The sequence below is a fragment of the Microcoleus sp. B3-D7 genome, assembly GCF_036705305.1.
GTDB lineage: Bacteria > Cyanobacteriota > Cyanobacteriia > Cyanobacteriales > Microcoleaceae > Microcoleus.
Window position 1 is genome coordinate 12581 of record NZ_JAUBUE010000014.1, and the last position, 19326, is coordinate 31906.

9 protein-coding genes and 1 pseudogene are annotated in these 19326 nt (G+C 44.3%); 3 read left to right on the top strand and 7 right to left on the bottom strand.

The window, feature by feature from the left end:
• Window positions 1-394: 394 nt before the first annotated feature.
• Together QUB25_RS12415 and QUB25_RS12420 are read left to right on the top strand one after the other, a co-directional pair.
• Complete coding sequence (locus tag QUB25_RS12415; RefSeq protein WP_333183551.1) at window positions 395-7465, top strand: CHAT domain-containing protein; 7071 nt, start codon at window positions 395-397, stop codon at window positions 7463-7465.
• A 203-nt stretch (window positions 7466-7668) separates the two neighbouring features.
• Window positions 7669-8085 carry a hypothetical protein gene (locus QUB25_RS12420; protein ID WP_333061461.1) on the top strand — a complete coding sequence of 139 codons (417 nt, stop codon included), beginning with the start codon at window positions 7669-7671 and terminating at the stop codon, window positions 8083-8085.
• Here the strand turns inward: QUB25_RS12420 and QUB25_RS12425 are convergent.
• The 7 genes and pseudogenes from QUB25_RS12425 to QUB25_RS12455 all read right to left on the bottom strand — a co-directional run bounded on the left by QUB25_RS12425 (window position 7978) and on the right by QUB25_RS12455 (window position 18263).
• Window positions 7978-9593 (bottom strand): annotated as a pseudogene (locus tag QUB25_RS12425) (IS1634 family transposase). The gene QUB25_RS12420 and the pseudogene QUB25_RS12425 sit on opposite strands and share 108 nt — an antisense overlap.
• 603 nt (window positions 9594-10196) lie before the next feature.
• Window positions 10197-11153 carry a DNA polymerase III subunit delta gene (gene holA, locus QUB25_RS12430; protein ID WP_333183552.1) on the bottom strand — a complete coding sequence of 319 codons (957 nt, stop codon included), beginning with the start codon at window positions 11151-11153 and terminating at the stop codon, window positions 10197-10199.
• Entirely contained in the window at window positions 11150-12565 is a 1416-nt protein-coding gene (gene dnaX, locus QUB25_RS12435) for a DNA polymerase III subunit gamma/tau (protein WP_333183553.1), read from the bottom strand. Before dnaX ends, holA begins: the two co-directional genes overlap by 4 nt.
• A 364-nt stretch (window positions 12566-12929) precedes the next feature.
• Window positions 12930-14435: a DNA polymerase III subunit beta gene (dnaN, locus tag QUB25_RS12440; RefSeq protein ID WP_333183554.1), complete on the bottom strand. Its 1506-nt coding sequence runs from the start codon at window positions 14433-14435 to the stop codon at window positions 12930-12932.
• Between the two features lie 406 nt (window positions 14436-14841).
• Window positions 14842-16269 (bottom strand): ATP-dependent DNA helicase, encoded by a 1428-nt coding sequence (locus QUB25_RS12445; protein WP_333121253.1) that lies wholly within the window; start codon window positions 16267-16269, stop codon window positions 14842-14844.
• 173 nt (window positions 16270-16442) lie between these two features.
• A complete protein-coding gene (locus QUB25_RS12450; protein ID WP_333121254.1) occupies window positions 16443-16823 on the bottom strand; it encodes a hypothetical protein in 381 nt (126 codons plus the stop codon).
• Between the two features lie 204 nt (window positions 16824-17027).
• Window positions 17028-18263: a hypothetical protein gene (locus QUB25_RS12455; RefSeq protein ID WP_333183555.1), complete on the bottom strand. Its 1236-nt coding sequence runs from the start codon at window positions 18261-18263 to the stop codon at window positions 17028-17030.
• A gap of 206 nt (window positions 18264-18469) precedes the next feature.
• Here QUB25_RS12455 and QUB25_RS12460 point away from each other — a divergent pair, with 206 nt between their 5' ends.
• The gene (locus QUB25_RS12460) at window positions 18470-19063 is read left to right on the top strand and encodes a hypothetical protein (protein ID WP_333183556.1); all 594 of its coding nucleotides are present in this window, start codon (window positions 18470-18472) and stop codon (window positions 19061-19063) included.
• The last annotated feature ends 263 nt before the right edge of the window (window positions 19064-19326 follow it).

Genomic DNA, 19326 nt, shown 5'->3' on the forward strand with positions numbered 1-19326 from the left:
CTGTGACGTTAATTCCGGCAGAAATTGTGACGTTAATTCCGGCAGGGAATTCATTCCCTGCCTCAAAGCTTAAGTCCACTAAAGTGGACTGATATAAAACTTTTTTCTACCGTCCTCTTCAGAGGGCTTTCGCTATTAGCCAGGGGTTTCAACCCCTGGCGGACTCGCGGGATGTGACGTTAATTCCGGCAGGGAATTCATTCCCTGCCTCAAAGCAAAAGTCCACTGAAGTGGACTGACATTAAACTTTTTCTACAGTCCTCTTCAGAGGACTTTCGCTATTAGCCAGGGGTTTCAACCCCTGGCGGATTGATGGACTTTGGGACTGTCAGAGGGCGCTGGCGGACTTTCGCAATTATCAGAGTGTACAAGATATCATCTACTAACAAAAACCATGAAATCAACACACAAGAAAACCCGCTTTTTCCTCACCTTTCTCTCCTTCACCACCTTAGCAATGTGGGAAATAGGACTTTTCGCCCCAGCCCAAACAGCCACAGCCCAAATTACCCCCGCAACCAACGGCACGAATACTCAAATTACTCCCAGCGGCAACCAATTTAACATCAACGGCGGCCAACAATCCGGCGACGGTGCAAATCTCTTTCACAGTTTCCAAGAATTTGGTTTAACTCAAGGACAAACTGCCAATTTTATATCTAATCCCAATATTCGCAATATTTTAGGGCGAGTTGTCGGCGGCGATGCTTCGCTGATTAACGGATTAATTCAAATAACTGGCGGCAATTCCAATTTATTTTTAATGAATCCTGCGGGGATTGTTTTCGGTGCAAATTCTAGTTTGAACGTGCCTGGTGCTTTCACTGCTACTACTGCGACGGGCATCGGTTTTGGCAATAACTGGTTTAGTGCGACTGGTACTAATAATTATGCTCAATTAGTCGGAAATCCGAATACTTTTGCTTTTACAAATACACAACCGGGAGGAATTATCAATTTAGGCAATCTGGCAGTGGGACAAGGGCAAAATTTAACTTTATTGGGCGGCACGGTTTTGAGTACGGGACAACTTTCTGCACCGGGAGGAAATATTACTGTTGCGGCTGTACCGGGTGAGAATTTAGTCAGAATTAGTCAACCGGGAAATCTGTTGAGTTTGGAGATTCAGCCGCAATCTGTCGCGGGGAGTTTGCCTCAAAATTGGGTGTTGCCAGTTGCATCTTTGCCGCAGTTGTTGACTGGTGGCGGGGGAAGTGCAACGGGGGTGACAGTCAACGCTGGAGGGCAAATAGAATTAACTGGTTCTGGTTTGCAGGTAGAGAATGGAGATGTCACTGCTAAAGAAGTAACTGCGGAGAATGCAACGCTGTCAGCTAATCGCAATTTGACATTAGTTGAAAGTCTGTTGCGTACAACTGGCGATTTGAATTTGCTGGCTGACAATACAGTGCGGGTGCGCGATAGTGTGGCAAATCCGTTTGTGGCGAATGCTGGCGGAAATCTCTACATTCAGGGAAATCAAAGTATCGATATTTTGGCGCTGAATCATCTTTCGCAAACGCCATTTGTGAGCGGTGGAAATTTGACTTTAGTGAGTGATGGCATGATATCTACAGATGCTCACTTTCGCAGTGGCAATAATATGTCAATTCTCGATCGATCGGGCAAACCTGCTAATTTTACCAGTTTGTACGATCCAATATTTACGCAGCCCAATGACTATATCTCTGGGGGATATACGGGGGCTTCCCTCAAGGTAGATACGACTTCGGGTACGGGAAATATTATTTTTAATGGAGATATAAGTATTACGAGTCCAGACACAAATATTACTAGCGGTGATCCCGGCACAGATGAATTTATTCTGCGTACTTCGCAAGCGGTAATTTTGCGATCTGGCGGCAAGATTCAAACAAGAGGTATTGATACTTATATCTCTCTAACCAAGAACGCAGGCCCTGTAATTATGCAAGCTATAGATGACATTATTATTTCGGGAACTTATATAGGTCCATCTATCAAAATAGATACGACTTCGGGTACGGGAAATATTATTGTTAATGGAGATATAAGAATTACCAGTACCGCTGCAGCTTATGGTAGCCCTCCTACGGGTTATGAATTGATTTGGGGCGGTTCTAGAGCGGTAATTTTACAATCTGGCGGCAACATTCAAACAGGAAACTTTTGGGCTTATAGTCCTACTTTAAATAATACAGTCCCTATAATTATGCAAGCCACAGGCAACATTCAAACAGGAAGTATTAATACAGGTCAGACAATGGATGATAGTAGTGGTATAATATCTTTAACTGCTGGAGGCAACATCCTTACAGGTACACTTTCTACTGGGCTTAGTCTGGGCAGTCTCAAGAATGGCGGCGATATTACTTTGAATGCAGGTGGCACTATTACGACTGGCGATCTCAATGTAAAGGCGATTCAAAACGGCGGGCAGATAGCACTTACGAGCGGCGGTTCAATTGATATCGGAACGATCGATACAACGGGCGATAGCGCTGCTGGAAATATTACAATTCAAGCTAACAGTGGCATCACAACACCGACAACAGGAATTATCGCGGGTACTTCTAGTAACGGCAATGGCAGCAACGTTACTTTATCTACTACTAATGGAAATATTAATATTGGTAGCGTAGATACTTTTGGTATATTGCAGGGTGGAAATATTAATATTACCAACACTAAGGGCGATATCATTACAAGTCAGTTGCAAAGTTCCTTGTTCACTTCAACTAACAGAGGTGGCGCAATTAATCTCAGTGCGGGTGGCAATATTACTACTAATAGCATTGGTTCATCTGCCTTGCAAAATAGTGGGGCAATAACGTTGATAGGTGATAAGAGCCTTAGCTTAAAAGGGAGTGTTAATTCCGATTCTCGTAATGGTGTTAGTGGTAATATAACTATGGAGGCTGGTAATGGAATTAATCTTAATGGGAATAGCATCAGCGCTGGTGGCCCTCCATGCCCAACGGGTGGGAATGTTACCCTCAAGACTACCAATGGTGACATTATAATTTCTCCAGGTCAGATCGATACAATTGGTAATACTCCTGGTAATATTTTTCTTTCAAGTGGAGGTGCGATCTCTATTGGATCGGCAAACTCAGTAGCTGGCTCCATAGATGCCCGATCTGACAGCAAGGGTACTGGCGGTAATGTAACCATTTTGGCTAATGGCGATATTAATCTTCTAAGCATTTCAGGCGTGTACATACCAGGTGATACTGGCGGCGGTAATATTAGCCTCACTAGCATGAATGGTAAAATTAGCACAGGCATTCTCAATACCGAAGCTAATATTAGTGGCAATGCTGGCAATATCAACCTCCAAGCTAAGAATGGCATAGAAACACCAAGTGAAATACCAGGATATAGCTTAGATTTATTATCGACTCGTTCTCCTAATGGGAATGGTGGCAACATTACTCTATCTACGATTAACGGTAATATTCAAATAGGTAATGTCAATTCTGGCGGAAAATTGCAGGGTGGAAGTGTTAATATTACCGCCAGCACTGGCAACATTACTACTCGTGGTATTCAAGCCAGTGGCACTCAAGACGGCGGATCGATTACTTTTAAGAGCGGCGGGGCGATCGACACTACGGCCGGAATCATCAATGCGATCGGTGGCAACAACGGCGGCAATATTTCCCTCGAAGCTGGAACCAACATCAGTACGGCAGGAATTGGTAGCGCTTTATTATTAAGTGGGTTCAACGCCAATAGCGGCAATCTTCGCATTCAAAGCGGCGGTAATATCGACACAACAGCAGGCCCAATTATTACCGCTGCGGCAAATGGTAAGGGTGGAGATGTCACGATCAATTCTCAAGGAACTATTGCGACATCGGATATTAATTCCCGCACTTTCGCTCCCAGTATTACTGTGACTGGTGGCAATATTGATGTCAAGGCAAATGACTCTATTACTGCCAGTGGCAAGATCGAAACTAACCGCAATAATATTACTTTTAACGCTCCCGTAACATTAGGTAATAACCTGTCAGTCAAAATTTTAGAGACTGGCGATATTACTTTTAAGTCTACTGTTGACGGGCCTTACAGTCTTACTGTTCAACCCGATGCGGGAAGTGTTGATTTTGGTGATGCTGTGGGCAGTGTCTCTCCCCTCAACAGCGTCAATATTCAAGATGATATCCCCGAAAGTTCCGGTGCAATTAACATTATTACTACAAATAATATTACCGCCCAAAATATTACCTCACCCGCCGGAATTTCTTTGTTTAGTGAGAACGGAGAAATCACGACTAAAAATCTCACTGCGACTTCTTCTAACACTGGTGGCAATATCGATCTGAATGCTGGAACTAATATTGCTGCAGGCGATATCAATACCTCTTCTGCTGGTAATGGCGGCAGTATCTTGCTCGACGCTACCGGAAGTATTAATGTTGGTAAAATTGACTCTTCGGCGCAGGGGAATGCAGGGAATGTCACGGCTTATAACCGCAGCACTTCGGGCAATATTACTGTGAATCAAATTAATGCTCAGAGTCAGGGCAGCGGTATCGGCGGAAATGTGGAGATTCAGATGGGAAGGTTTTTTCGATCGCTCAATTCCTTCACAGACAGAAACGGCATTAATGCCAGCATTTCTACGGCGGGAAATCCTGGAGATAGCAAGGGCGGTACTATAATTATCCGCCACGGAGGCGCAGGATTAACGCCGTTTATCGTGGGTGATTCTGCCATAAATGGAACGGCGGGTGCAATTACTAGGGGAAATTCTAATCCTATTCAAACAATTTTGCGGGATAACTCCTATCTTTATACTCACAGACAGGATGGCGATCGCATTCAAATTATTTCCGTACCGCCGCCAATAGTTGCACCAACGCCCGCAGCTACTCCAACACCCGCACCCACACCAGCAGCTACTCCCACGCCTGCACCCACAGCCACAGCTACTCCCACGCCTGCACCCACAGCCACAGCTACTCCCACGCCTGCACCCACAGCCACAGCTACTCCATCGCCCGCACCCACAGCCGCAGCTACTCCAGCGCCTTCCCCAACACCGACTCCAGCGCCCGCAGGCACACCCTCCCCGCAACCCCCACCGCGTTTACCCCTTGCACCTGCCCCAACACCGGAAAGCTCGATCGCACCTGCCCCAACACCGGAAAACTCGATCGCACCTTTCCCAATTCCCCAAATATTTATCGAACCTGCCCCAATTCCCGAAAGCTCGATCGCACCTTCGGCAACACCCGATCCGATACCTGGTTTTCCCATCGACTTCCAACTACCTGAGTTGCCGGATTCATTCGTACTGCCACCGCGCGCGCGCCCCACACAGCCCTCAACACCCACAACGCCAAACGCTGCTGCCCGCCTAGCTTCGAGGCCTACCCTTCCCTCTGTTTCCCAAATCACCTCATCCCTCGGCGCTCAACCTGCGATCGCCCCTCAACCTTCAAACGCCCCAAATCCCGCGCCCACAGCCCCTCTTGCCTCCGTAACCCAGCCGTTAGCTCCAATTCAGCCAGCACCTGCAAGTGCGATCGTACCCGCGCCTGCAAGTGCGATCGTACCTGCACCTGCACCCGTCCCCGCACCCGCTGTCAGCCCAAGCCAAAATCCCCAACAAGATTTAGCTTTTTTAATTGGCGATTTATTGGGTGCTGAAACTTCTTTCGAGCTAAATCCTGAAACTGGAAATACCAGAGTTGGCTTTCAACTAGAAAATAATCGACAAATATCGATCGACATACCGCCCGTTGTTGAAACACCCAATCTTACCTTTATCCCAGCTTCAGAAAACCCTCCCGAAAACCCGCCGCAGCTTGGCGCTTCTTCCACCGAACAACCCGACGGATACATAGTCTTAAATCCCCCTCCGGCCGAGACGCCTCCTCCAGAACAACCTGCTGAAAACCCTACTAATTGGTTGGCAAATATTCCCCAAATCTCTCTGCCCCAAATAGAATCACCTCCCGTTAATCCAGTACCCGCACCAACTCCAGCACCAGCACCAACTCCTGCGCCCGCACCAACACCAGCCCCAACTCCAACTCCTGCCCCCGCACCAGCGCCAATTCCCGCACCAGCGCCAATTCCCCCTCCGATCGCAGAAAATCCCTTACCCGCAGATATCCCAAATCTCTTTCCCTCAGAAATTAGCAGGTCGCTCGTCGAACAAACTTTAGACCAAGGTAATGCTAATGATGCTGTTGCTCTAATTGACCAACTCTTTGAACAAGACTACGAAAATTATTATGGGGAAAACTTTACAGATGAAAAAATCAACGTTCAATATCTGAGAGAAACTCTCAAAACAATCAAAGAGGAAACCGGGAAGCAAGCTGTAATTGTTTACGCGATCGTCCGTCTCGAAGAATTATCCCTAGTGTTAGTAGTTCCAGACGGCCCTCCGATTCTCAGAAATATTCCTGTCAGTAGCGCAGTTTTGCTGGAAAAAGTGGCAGAATTTCATCGCTCTTTGGGTCGATCTAATGATTCGCAAAGTGAAGAATATTTGCCAATAGCTCAGCAACTTTACCAGTGGTTAATTGCGCCGATTAGTTCAAATTTAGAAGCATTAAATATAGATACGCTAGTGTTTTCTTTTGATGCCGGTTTGCGCCAACTACCGCTAGCAGGTTTGCACGACGGCAAGCAATTTCTAGTAGAAAAGTACAGTGTAGGCTCAATTCCCAGTGTCAGCCTGAGTAACACAAAGTATAAAAGTTTGAAAAACGCTCAAGTTTTAGCGATGGGTGCTTCCGAATTTCCACACACCGAGCAAGATCCTTTGCCTGCGGTGCCGATCGAATTATCTGCGATCGCCGGTACCAGAAGCGACAGGAAAAATCAAGCGGGATTGAGCAGAAATGAAAGTTTTCTCAATCCTGCTGCCGAATTGCCCTTGTGGCGGGGACGCTCTTTTCTCAACGAAAACTTTACCCTAGAAAATCTCAGCAAACAGCGGCAGCAACAGGCATTTGACATTGTTCACTTTGCTACTCACGCTAGCTTTCCGCAAAATCAAAACGGACGCAAGGAAGCTGAGATTCATTTGTGGAACCGTTCTTTGGCACTGGATGAATTTAGATCGGCGAAGTGGTACGATCGCAGACAAGTAGAGTTATTAGTGCTGAGTGCCTGCGAAACGGCGATCGGTGACAGTACAGCAGCAGAAATGGGTTTTGCTGGACTGGCCGTCCGCAGCGGTGTCAAATCAGCTTTGGCGAGTTTGTGGAAAGTTAATGATATCGGCACTTTGACGTTGATGACCGAGTTTTATGGCAATTTGCGTTCAGCGCCAATTAAAGCTGAAGCGCTCAGAAAAGCTCAACTGGCAATGATCCACAAACAAATTTTACTTAAAAACGGTCAATTGCGGGGAACTCAAGGCGCGATCGACATTAATCAAGCCACAAAAGTAGCAAATGCAGATTTCTCTCACCCGAAGTTTTGGGCCGGATTCACAATAATTGGCAGTCCTTGGTAATAGGCGATATCTGTAGGGAAACGGCACGGCGCCATGTCGGGTGCGATATGTGTAGGGAAACAACACGGCCCAGTGTCCGGCGCGATATGTGTAGGGAAACGGCACGGCGAGGTGTCCAGCGCGCAGAGTATCCCTGACTACTATCTTTTTATGTCATAAATTTGCTATGAATAGCAAAACTAAACACTAGCGGGGCAAAATCTGTGGGCAAGTTTGATAAAATATTCAATTCAGAAGACCAATCCGAAGCAAGCTTGACTTTAGAAGAATCCGTAGCAGCGGTAGCACTTGTCGCAGCGGAGGCAAATTCCCCTGACACGGATGCTGATATCTTAGAAAGCATACTTTGGGAATCAGAAATATTTGCTGAATACTCGGAAGATGATATGTCAGCAATGTTTCAAAGACTCGCCGGTATTGTTGCCCAAGACGGTTTAGGAGCATTATTTAACCCACATTCCGCAGGTAGCACGATCGTCCGGGAATTTTTTCAGCTGAGATGGCACAGCAGCTCAAGAGAGAAGATAATATTTACGGCAAGGAGCGCCAAAGAATTGGAGAATCCACAATCGTTCTTGCGTCAAATTGGTAATGTGCTTGACACTATTAATTGTCAATAAATGAATCGACATGAAACATTGAAACACCCACCGCAAAGTTGGTTTTGCCGTAGGCTTACCTAGTTGATTATCAATGGTTTGCTTGGCGCGATCGAGAGCTTGAGGCAAAGAACGTTGACCTAAACTATAAACTAGCAAACATAAACCCATTAACATTGCTAGCGCCGCTACTCGCTCAGGGGTTTTGAGAAAGACACTCGAAGTAAAAAATAAGGGATCTTTGAGAAACCGAAAACCTCGTTCCGTTGATTGCTGCGCCTTGTATTCTCGTATAATTTGGTCATCACTCAATACCTGAAGAGTCCAACACATTGGTCGCCAACAAGAACAATCCAACACATTGCCGTTCGGCATCAATAACACTATCCTTAGGGACAAGTACCGCAGAGATTTGATAATGTTTCTGACCGACTGCATCCTTACGGGGTCTGCCACGTCTTTTGTGTTCCACAATTTCGATCGCTTGCAAGTTCTGTAATTGATGGTAAGGTAACTGTTGCGAAAATGAAGCAACCTCCGCTAGGGTATCTGGCCGACCGGCAAACTGTTGATTCTGTAATTGTTTGAGTGCACAAACGGCGAGTGCTTCTTGTTTTGCTAAGCGTTTCTCCAATTGTTTGAGGTCTAATGCTAACCGCGCCTGACTCTTGACCGCTAGCCATCGTTGTGGAATTTGAGCATAGCTATTCCCGCAAGCTGCTATCTGGTAACCAGGGAGGGAACTGGGGACTAATGCGTCGGGGTGGATGTGTTGCAACAAGTCCTTGGCACTGGTTAAGGTAGCTGGCACTCTGGATACCCATCTCAATTGTGCCATCTGTTGGAGGTTTGAAGCAGTGTAGAGAGCTGCATCAGCTACAAACAGTGCGTCCACATCCCATTGTTGTCTGAATTCCACAATCAGTTGGGCTCAGGAGGCGGAGTCGGTTTCATTGCCATCTCCCACTCTCATGTACAAAGGGATATCTCCATCCCCACTGCACATCAGGTCTACCATAAATTGCTTTAAATCTGGTCGGTGGTCTCTGGAATAGCCGTGGGTGATATGAATTGTACCTGGTTCTTCGGTGTCATCTCCACCGCGCTCGATAATCGCCATCAACGTGTAGCGAACTCGAATCTAAGTGCAGGCTGTGCAGGTTTACCCCAAAGCGTCGTGCCGCAGACAGTGCCACTGTGACAAATAATTCTGTGAGTCCATAGGCATACAATTTGTCCAGGATGCGCCTTAACCTGTCGTCATTTAAGTGTTCTGGTCTGACGCCTTCTCCCAACAAATGTTCTGTGGCTTTGCCTACAAAAAACTTTTCAAATAGATACAGTGGGGCACTGACAAAACCTAATCCATTCAAAATCATGGCTTTGACTGCTTGCCCCGGTGTGATGATTTCTTGTGAATGAGTCCCCAGTAGTTTGTCGATCTGTTCGACTAATCCCATTTCATCACAGATTCCAGCAACGAGTCCACAGTGGTCAAGCTCCTGTACTCTAATATCAGACGCTTCAATATTTCTCCTCTTTAAAAAATACTGGATTTTGTGCTCGCACCTGTGGAATGTGGGTTTGAAGTGTTTATCGAAAAATTTTTACTGCCGGAATTGTGGGTAGGAGCGGTAGTAGTAATGGATCATTTGCCAGCACATAAAATGGATTCAATTGCACCGATAATTCAAGCAGTTAGCGCAAATATTATTAACTTATCACCGTATTTCCCCGATTTAATCCCATTGAATTAGGGTGAGCGCAACTTAAGTCTTTTATGCGTACCTTTTCTCCAACTACAACAAAAATGATTGATACATTAATTGCCGGATCACTCGATTTAATAAATCCTCAACATCTAAAAAACTGGTTTACTAAATGCTGCTACTGTCATCTATAAACTTGCAATCTGCTGTATGATGTGAATGTAGGGGCAAACCCCCCGTGGTTGCCCCTATCCATAGGATTGTTGCGTCCAGGACTAACTACAGTTAATTAGTTCGGGACGCATAAACTCTATCTGTAGGGTACGCCGCGCACCTTACTGCTACCAATAGTGTTGCTCTTCAGTTTTTGCCTCCAGGATTGTTAATGAAAGACTGCCGAATTAACTCGGCAGCGCTTTCCTGTTATTTAAGGTGAGTGAGTTGAGTGATGCTGAGCAAAGCAGGCAACATTGAGTCAGGCTTATCTCCTGTTTTGAGAGCAATTTCTAAATCAAACAAAATGGAGAGCGATCGACTTAAGAAGTTCGCAGATACTTCCTTAACCTCCTGCTTAAGGAAATACAGCCGTTTGGGGTTACTAATTCCGCACATACTAGCAATTTCGCTATCAGAACGTTGTTGGTCGGAATTGATAGTAGCTTTTACCCACAGCCAAGTTTTAAACTGAGTTTGGAGAGTGGCAATAATTGCTAAAGGAAACTCTGCCCGAGATAGCAATTCATCAAGCACCTTAATTGCCGCCACTGCTTGACCTTTTAAAATAGCTTCGGCAAGTTGAAAACAGTTGGCTGTGGTAGCTGGAACGAGGATTTTAGCAGCTTCTTTCGTAATGCGAGCGCCTGCTGCATAAATGGCTAATTTCTCCAGTTCACTGACTCTTCGAGCAGAATCGTTGCCAATGGCTACCGCTAGATAGCTGACAGCATCTCTGGCAATTGAGAGATTCATCTGTTTAGCAGTAGCAGCGATCGCACTTTCAATCAAGTCAGTACGCCAAGGAGGAATGAGAGTAAATTCCTTAAGTGTAGCAAACTGCAACAAATGCTTGACTACCTTGAGTCGTTTGTCGATAACAGCAGCAGTGAAGACTAAATGCGTTGTCGCAGGTAATTGGGGCAAAATTTGCAGCAATTCTAGCCCCATTTCTCCAAATTGCTTGAAATCGCAATTTTCAACGACAATAAGTTTGTTTCCACCGCCGAAAGGAACTGAAGCAGCAGCAGAGAGGGCTGCATCCAGGAAAGAAGCATCGAAGCGGTGGATGTTGAAATCTCGCCATAGAGGATGAGTTTGAGTCTTAAAATTTTCAACTTCTCGTTCAATTGCGTAGGTATCATTCCCAATTAGGAGGCTAATCATGCTGCTAACTCCTCCTGTTGTTTGACAGTTACAGTAACAGAGCGGCCTAAAGCTTTAGTAACGAGCCGCTGCACGGATTCAAGGTGACTCTGAAACTTGTTTGCGTATTTTCTTTCTACTGCTAACACACATGAATCAGCCGAAAGTTCGGCAATTTGAGCGCGGTTTAAGAGGCTACGATTGCCTGGTTTCGCTGCTGCTACTACTTGCGCCCAAGTTGTCTCAAAGTCAGGAGAATCTGCCTCTATTTTTTGAGGGGTTTTATCAAATTTGTCAGGCTGATTAGATTGGGAAGTTGCCGGCAACCGCGTTTCGGGGGCAGCGAGTTTGCAAGACAGCATCAAGTTCAGCAGACAGACTTCTAACCAGGTAGCAGCATTGGTGCTAGTTCTCAATTGAAATTCTGATTTTTGCAATTGTGTACAAGCCGCATCAATTGTTTCAAAATCGAGATGAAGAGCGAGCGAGCGCAGTTGTGAGTAGCCTACTGGCCCTGCAATTAAATTCTGGCAGTGGCGCGTTGATTTGACAATGAGCAAATCTCTCATTGCTGCTAGCAAGCTGCTGAGAATCAGTTTGGGGGTTTTGCCGCTGTCAATGAGCGTTCTCGAAGATTGCAGTACGCTTAAGGTATCGCCAGAATGAATGGCTTTGAGAAGGGCGATCAAGTCTTGCTCGCTGATGCTGCCAGATACTTCTGCAACTTGAGTTAGGGTAATCTCTGAGTTTAGCAGTGAAAGCTGAGATAGTAATTGTAGGGCATCTCTTAACCCCCCGTCGCAGGTGCGAGCGAGCTCCCGCATGGCCTCACTTGCGATCGCAATAGATTCAGCAGAGCTAATTTTGTGCAATTGTCCGACAATAGCATCAACTGACAAGGCTCGGAAGTTAAAAGTTTGGCAGCGGGAGATAATTGTCGGCAGGACTTTATGTGCTTCAGTTGTACAGAGAATAAATACCACATGAGCCGGAGGTTCTTCAAGGCATTTGAGGAGAGCATTTTGAGCGCTGGTACTGAGTTGGTGACATTCGTCTAAAATCCAAATGCGGTAACGGCTCATCGCTGGCGCAAAGTTGCTGTGTTGTATTAATTCTCTGGCATCATCCACGCCATTGTGAGAGGCAGCATCGATTTCAGTTACGTCTAAGCTTGAACAGGAGTCAATGGTTTTGCAGCTTGAACATTCCCCGCAAGGAGTGGCGGTTGGCTTTTTGCTATTCAAACAATTGAGAGATTTAGCAAGAATGCGAGCGGTTGAGGTTTTGCCTGTTCCTCTGGGGCCAGTAAACAGGTAAGCTTGAGCAATTTTGTCGGAGGTGATGGCATTGGTCAAGGTTGTTTTGATGGTGTCTTGACCCACTAATTCTTGGAGGTTTTTGGGGCGGTATTTGAGGTGCAGTGGTTGGTACATTTTGAGTGGTTAGAATACTTCTGGTAACTATTCCCCGATAGGGGAGCCGTGCCTGAAGTTATGCCATTTCTCAAAAATATTGCTACAGAATTGTTAGCTTTGTTTGTGGGCTCTGTTTGTCAGGTGCGTATCTGTGAGATTGTTTGTCTAAATTAGGAATTTTTAATGGCGACACACCCTACGGCTACTATTGCATGAGTCTTGATAATTAGTATTAATATAAGTTGTTGGTGCGAGAGTATTGAACACACTTGTAGATAATTTTTATGTTAAAATAGGAATTTAAATTATCCTAATTTATACAGTAATAGGCTCCGAATTGGGGCAGGAGAGGGCATCAAATTTAGATGCCGCTCCCCACCTTTTATTCTTGCGGAGCGATAATGTATTCGCACTCCTTAGCCTCTGTACCCGACGCTGGTATTCCAAACGGTGCAATCAGTATGGGAGCCGTAGGAGTTGCCATTAACATCCGCAAATCCGAACTAGAAACAGCTTTAACTGTATCAATTAAATAGCGGATGTCGCACTTGATCCGAAAGTCACAACCGAATAGTTTGGCATCAACTATCTCAGTACCAGAACTGAGAGTATTATTTAGTGAAATTCGCACTTGTTGACTATCTAAATCTAATTCAAAAATTGCTGTAACATGGGACTTATCGCTGTGAGAAGCTAACCGCTCTAAGGCTTTTAAAAAGCTGAGCTTCTCTACCACAATTTGATGGCTAAGTTCATGCCGATAAGGAGCAATAATTTGGTCGCAATTCGGGTATTTTCCTTCTAATAACTGCGCTGTCAGCCGCCAATTGTTCCACTCAAAAGCAACAAAGTTATTGCTATTGTCAGGCTCAGTCTCATAGTAAATAGCTACTCTGTCAGTGGGATTCAAAGTCCGCTCTAATACCCGGAGTACCTTAGTGGGTACTGTAAATTGCACGTTTCGAGTGTTCAAAATATCGGAATCACTGCTTTCACTGAATCCTACAACCATTGCTATCCGATGTCCGTCTGTTGTCCAAACTCTCAATTGAGAAAGTCCCCTTTCTGCGTCGTGGCTTAGTTGAAAGTTCGCTCCAGTTAAGATACGTTTGGTTTCTTCAGAACTTACAGCAAATAAGCTGGCTTTGAGGACAGCAATTAACACGCTAGCAGGAATGGTCACAAGTTTTTGTTCAAGGCTCTTGATAGCAGGGAATTCGTCCGCAGTTAGCCCACGAATGACGTGCTTGCTCCTTGATGCAGTCAGAGTGGCACTGACTGATGGAACGTCACTTCCTTTGATAATTTCCCAAGAACTCTTTAAGGTAACGCGACTTTTCGGAAATTTTCCGAGAATGTCTGCGAGTATGGTTGCAGGGAGAGTGAGCTTTCCAGATTGATTGACATTAGCTTCAAAACTCGCTTGTATCCCAAATTCCAGGTTATAAGCAGTTAAATGCAATTGTCTAGTTGCGGCATCTGCTTCTATGAGAATATTGGATAAAATGACATGGTTGTTATTGCTATAAATGCTGCTTTTGAGAGTTTGGATGTAATCATTTAATTCTCTGGCATCACAGGCAAATTCAACGATTGAAGGGGAAGGGGAAGGAGAAGGCTCCGGCAATGTCTCATCGTTTGATTTAGCTCCTAAATCAGAAGCATCTGTGGCTGAAACTGGTGTATATTCTGTGGATTTTTCAGAGGGTTCTACTTGTTCTGAAAGTGCTGTTTCCGGTTCAGAAGTTGAAGAACCTTTTGTGATTTTTGTAACAGATTTTTCAGCCTTAGCGGAATTAGTCGCTGTTTCAGGAGAGCGTTTTTTCTTGGTTGCTCTCTGTACTACTTTTTGCTGAGGGGGTGTTTCTGTAAGTCTAGATTTTGCCATAATTAGTTGTGTGTCAGAAGTTCGATTTGCCGCTGCGGTAGCAGCACTCGCGAGCGGTGGCTGAAAAAAGAGAGTCGAAGTGTGGAAAGAGTGGAACCAATATGGTTGAGAGCAGGTGGATTATTGTAATTATTTTTTTAACAATTAAAGGTAATAATCAACCTTTATTTTAGGATGATAAATTTGAGCTTGTTGATTAATAAAATCGTAATCTAAGTAGCAGTTTTTGGGAGTGCATCTTGTCGAAAAAAAGAGAGCGAAGCATTCCGGCATATAAGTTATTGGTGAACGTCTTATATTTACGGAGGTCATGCTTCGCCCTACTGATATATTATTCTAAGTGAGATGTCGCCTTTTTCACAAACCGATTTATTGCTATTTTCTCCCTACTTTCTACTGCCTATCATCAAAAGTTACTTGAACCAGATTTAGTTAAGTATCCTAATGCAAGTTGAACTCTGGATGAAATTGGAGGAACAAATAGTATCCGTTGGCGGCAGCGACTCGTTCCGACATACAAGAGGCGGTGGTATTCTTTAAGTTTCTGTTTGCTGCTCATTTCTTTTCCCACCAATAGCCGAGTCAAAATGTCATTAATGTCCAAACCCACTTCATCAAAAGTGCTGCCTTGAGAATTGTGAATAGTCAGGGCAAAGCAATTGTCAATTTCGGCAAATATGTCGTCCTTAAACCAATAATACTTGCGCCATAAAAATCCGCTGCGCTTGGCACTCTTGAGTTTTTCCTTAAGTTCAGCCTGGTAGCGTTTATTTTCGGATTCATGCAGCACAAAGATTTGCCGAAATAAACCGTCATCGGTCACAATCTTTAAAAGCCATACTCGATAGCCGTAGTGTTGGCTCGTTTCAACTTCTTTAATGGTAAATTCAGTTGAAGTGGGCAAAATAACGGTCTTACCATCAGGGGCCATGACTGGTTTCTTAGTAATCAGCCTTTCTCCCGGTATGAATCTGGGGGCTGTTTGACCGTAAACTTGTTCTCGGAGGGCCTGATTGTAATAGTTGACTTGCTTGTTTGTCCAGCACAGAATCCGAAAGCAGTCAGGGTTGGAAGTGAATTCGCGCTTGATGGTTTTGAGGGCGTATTGCAGGAGTGTTTCTGGCTTAACTTTGAATGCACCGTTAGATTTGTTCCCTTGAGTGTAGGTAGAATGTGGCAAGAACATATCGGTTTTATTCTTGACACAAGAACGGCATTCGGTGATGAAGTCGAGGACGGGACTTTCTCCAGCTTGCCTGACAACTTCGGTTAGCATAGTTTTATTGGTAATGCTGAAGACAGGCGAGCGTTTTTCTCCGACGGGGTTAAGCTGAGCTGGGTCGCCCATGAGAATTAATTTGCGGTGGTTGAACAGGGTACGTTCAAATCTACGCTCAATCCAAGACCATAATTGAGTTCCAACCATCGAACATTCGTCAAGAAAAATGATATCGTAGAGGTGGAGGTAACAACAGCTTGTCTGTTCTAAGACTTTCTCTTGTTCTTTGCGAACTATGCCTAAGCCTAAAAGTTGGTGTATTGTCAGAAAGTCTACTCCGAAAATACCTTGAGAGGCTGCCATTTTTCTGAGAATACCGACGGCTTTGTTAGTAGGTGCAGTGAGGACAATGCGCTTGCTTTGAGCCAAGAGTTCTTTGATTAGAAGAAAAATAAGTGTGCTTTTTCCTGTGCCTGCATAACCGCAGAGCAAAAAGAATGACTCAGTGCTGCTTGCAAATGTTCTCAATTTGTCGAGTGTTTGCTGCTGTTGTGGTTTGAGAGTGAAGGGAATTTGTTTAAATTCCTGCGGTCGTTCTAGTAAGGTTTGAATCATTATTAGTGCTAGATAATAACTCTATCGCCTCCCTAATAAGCGTTAGCTTGAGTGCAAGACTGTTTCACGAAGCAGGTTAAATCAACAAAAAAAAGGCGATAGCGCTCTGGTACACTAGAGGGCGATCGCTGATTTATTTGTTGATTAATAATATGAACAGTGGTTGTTGGTTTTTAAACAATAACAACTTTGGTCTTCTTAACTCGCTTGATATTAGCTGCTGTTCCTTTGCTTTGTCCGTCCCAGATGGCTAGTCCGTAATCACAATGCGAACACATTTGGATGTCGCGAGCGCTATAGTTTCCGGGAATGCCAATGGTGGGATAACCAAAAGTATTCCTAGGTTTGCCATTGCCGCTAAATAAGGCATAGTAAACCAAGACTTTCTGGTAATTCTTAGACTGCAAATACTGCTGAACTAAGCTATCAATACCAGAAGCATCACCGACTATAACTTCAAATCCTAGTTCAATGATGCGATTGAGAGATGCGATTGCTCCTAAAGGCAATTCATTAATGGAACGACTACCGGAAATCATTACTGTTTTGTTCATGCGATCCTGGAATTGTAGGGTCAAGGGTGAATTGAATAGCACTCAAACTCAAAGATTGTTCCTTGAGTTGATATTTACGACTAGAAAAAAAAATCAACATTTTCGGCCATTAGGCAATTTATATTTTGGATTAGTAACAGAGTTGTTTATCGCATTTACACTGTCATAAACTAGCCAATTATATTTGATTTCCCATTTATTCCATCATCTTGGCATCTTTTCTAAATCAAATTCAGCAACTTTTCGGAGAGTTTCTAAGCGCTTACTTAAAGTTTTATGCCGGGGACATTCTACAGCGTATTCGTATTTAGAGCCTGTATGTTGAATATCTGGAACTTGGCAATCAATTAAGTTGCTAAGGTAGCCGACTAGCTTTTTGACAGGTATTAGCCAAGCCTTAGCTAACGCTTTAGTACGGAACCCAATCCAAGCTCTAAAGTAGGAGCCGTCTTCGCTAATCTGATAAGCCACATTGGGGGATAATTTAACAATAGATTCGATACGAGCTATACCCAAACCTTTGAGTTCGGTCAAACTGTAATTTTGGATTTCTCCGCTGTTCCACTCGATTTGGAATGGACGTAGATTTTCAACGTTCAAGCGTTGGACTGTCCCCCTTTGTTGAACTCCTTCTCGGCATTTTAAAATGTAATCTCCCTCTTTAAATCCGTATAATCCTTGTTTCTTGGCTAGGTTTTCTAGGTGCTGCTTCCAGGTTTCTTCCCAAGCTATGTTAAATTCTAGAAGTTCGTAATTTTCTTCGCTCAATTGTCGAGCCAGTTTTTCTTTGAATTGCTGTTTTTGAATTGGCATAGCGAATTCTAAGAAGTTGTCGGGTATTTCGAGAGCTAAATACGTCTTAGCTCGGATTTTGAGGTCAGCAACAGACAAACTGCGAGCGACTTTTAACTGCTGAGGTGCAGGAATATCTATGGTACAACTTGTCGGGAAGCCTGGAAACAAGTTAATGGGAAAGAGATAAGATTGGTCGATAGTCGAGATGAAAATGTGGTGTTCAGTCAGCGATTCTACTTGGAAAATAGTTGTGTTACTGAATTGTACCTGTTGCGAATTAGCAAGTACGATGGTTGTGCAAGCTGGAAGTTCTCCAGTAGTTTTTTGAGGAATAAACTGAGGCACAAGGGAGATTTTGAGGACACGAATTTCATCAAGTGTATAATTCCAAGAAAAGCTGTCTTCGCTGTTACTAGCATCCCAGGTAATTCTTACAGGTCGATCGGTTTGATTTAGAGAAGTGACAGTACCGTAATGCTTACCAGTTTTGATGATATCGCCTACTTTAAAGGGAAGTTGATCGGAAGGATGCGGAGTGAGAAAAGGGAAAATTACCGCTACCACTTCTTTAACTTCACTGGGGGGAGTGTTGTCAGATTTAGAGCAAATATTTGAGAGACCGATTAAAGCGGTGTTAGAGTCCATAACCTTTGAGAAGTTAATTTTTTTTCAACTTCTCCCGTTAGGGGGTATCTTCTCGAACAGAAGCCTAAAACTTTCTAGTTTTCGCTAGCATCTTTGGTGCATATAAAGCAAATTTAGGCTTTATTTAGGCTTTAAATTTGTTTAAGTCCCGCTAGATATATCGCCATGCTGTCAAGATCACGATATGGAAAACTAAGCGAGCAAAGATGCCCACTTCTGAAAAAATTGCTGCCGCCATAGAGACGATAGACCACTTGGTAGCTTGGCTACAAGATACCGGACTGAGTGCGTCCGCGATCGCCCAGTTTAAATTCAACTCGCTGGCCTCTATGTACCCAGAACTCAAAGGGGTAGCAGAGACGGCAAAACAACTGATTGGTGCAGCTTCCCCTTTGACAGAAGTTGGGATGACAGTAACGGAACTAGCAGCAATACTCACAGATAACTTAGAGTGCAAAATCAAGCCAGATTTAGTCAACAAAGCTCTAGTTTCATTGGGGTATCAAGAGCGTAACGAAGCCAAGCGAATTTGGATACTGACACAAGCCGGCTCAGCTCATGATATTTCCTTGCTGGCTACTTCAACAACAAACAAATGGAGTGGTTCTCAAATAAAGTGGTATCGCTCTCTAATTCCCATCTTAGAAGAATACTTAACAAATACAGGAATTTTAGAGAATGGCAGCAGTAGCGATCTCACTGCAATACAAGATACAGAACACTCTGAAATTTCCGAAAAAAGCCTTGCATCAATTACTCAAAATGGTAACTCTCCTAGTATTGACTACTCTCAGGGCTGAAGCACCTGAGTTTCCCGCGTATCGTGAGGCTCTATGAAAAGAAAGCAACTTGGACAGTGCCTGAGCGAGTCAAGGTCTTGGAAATTACAGTCAATCCTAGTCAGATTGAGCTGATTCAATCCTTTGCCGACGATGCCTGCACGAAACGCTACAACTCGACACAGTATTAAACCAAAAAAAATCTTAATAAAGTTAGCAAAATAAAGGGAAGGGGAAGGGGAGGGTAAAGGTGTATTGTTCAACCTTTACCCTCCCCTCTACTC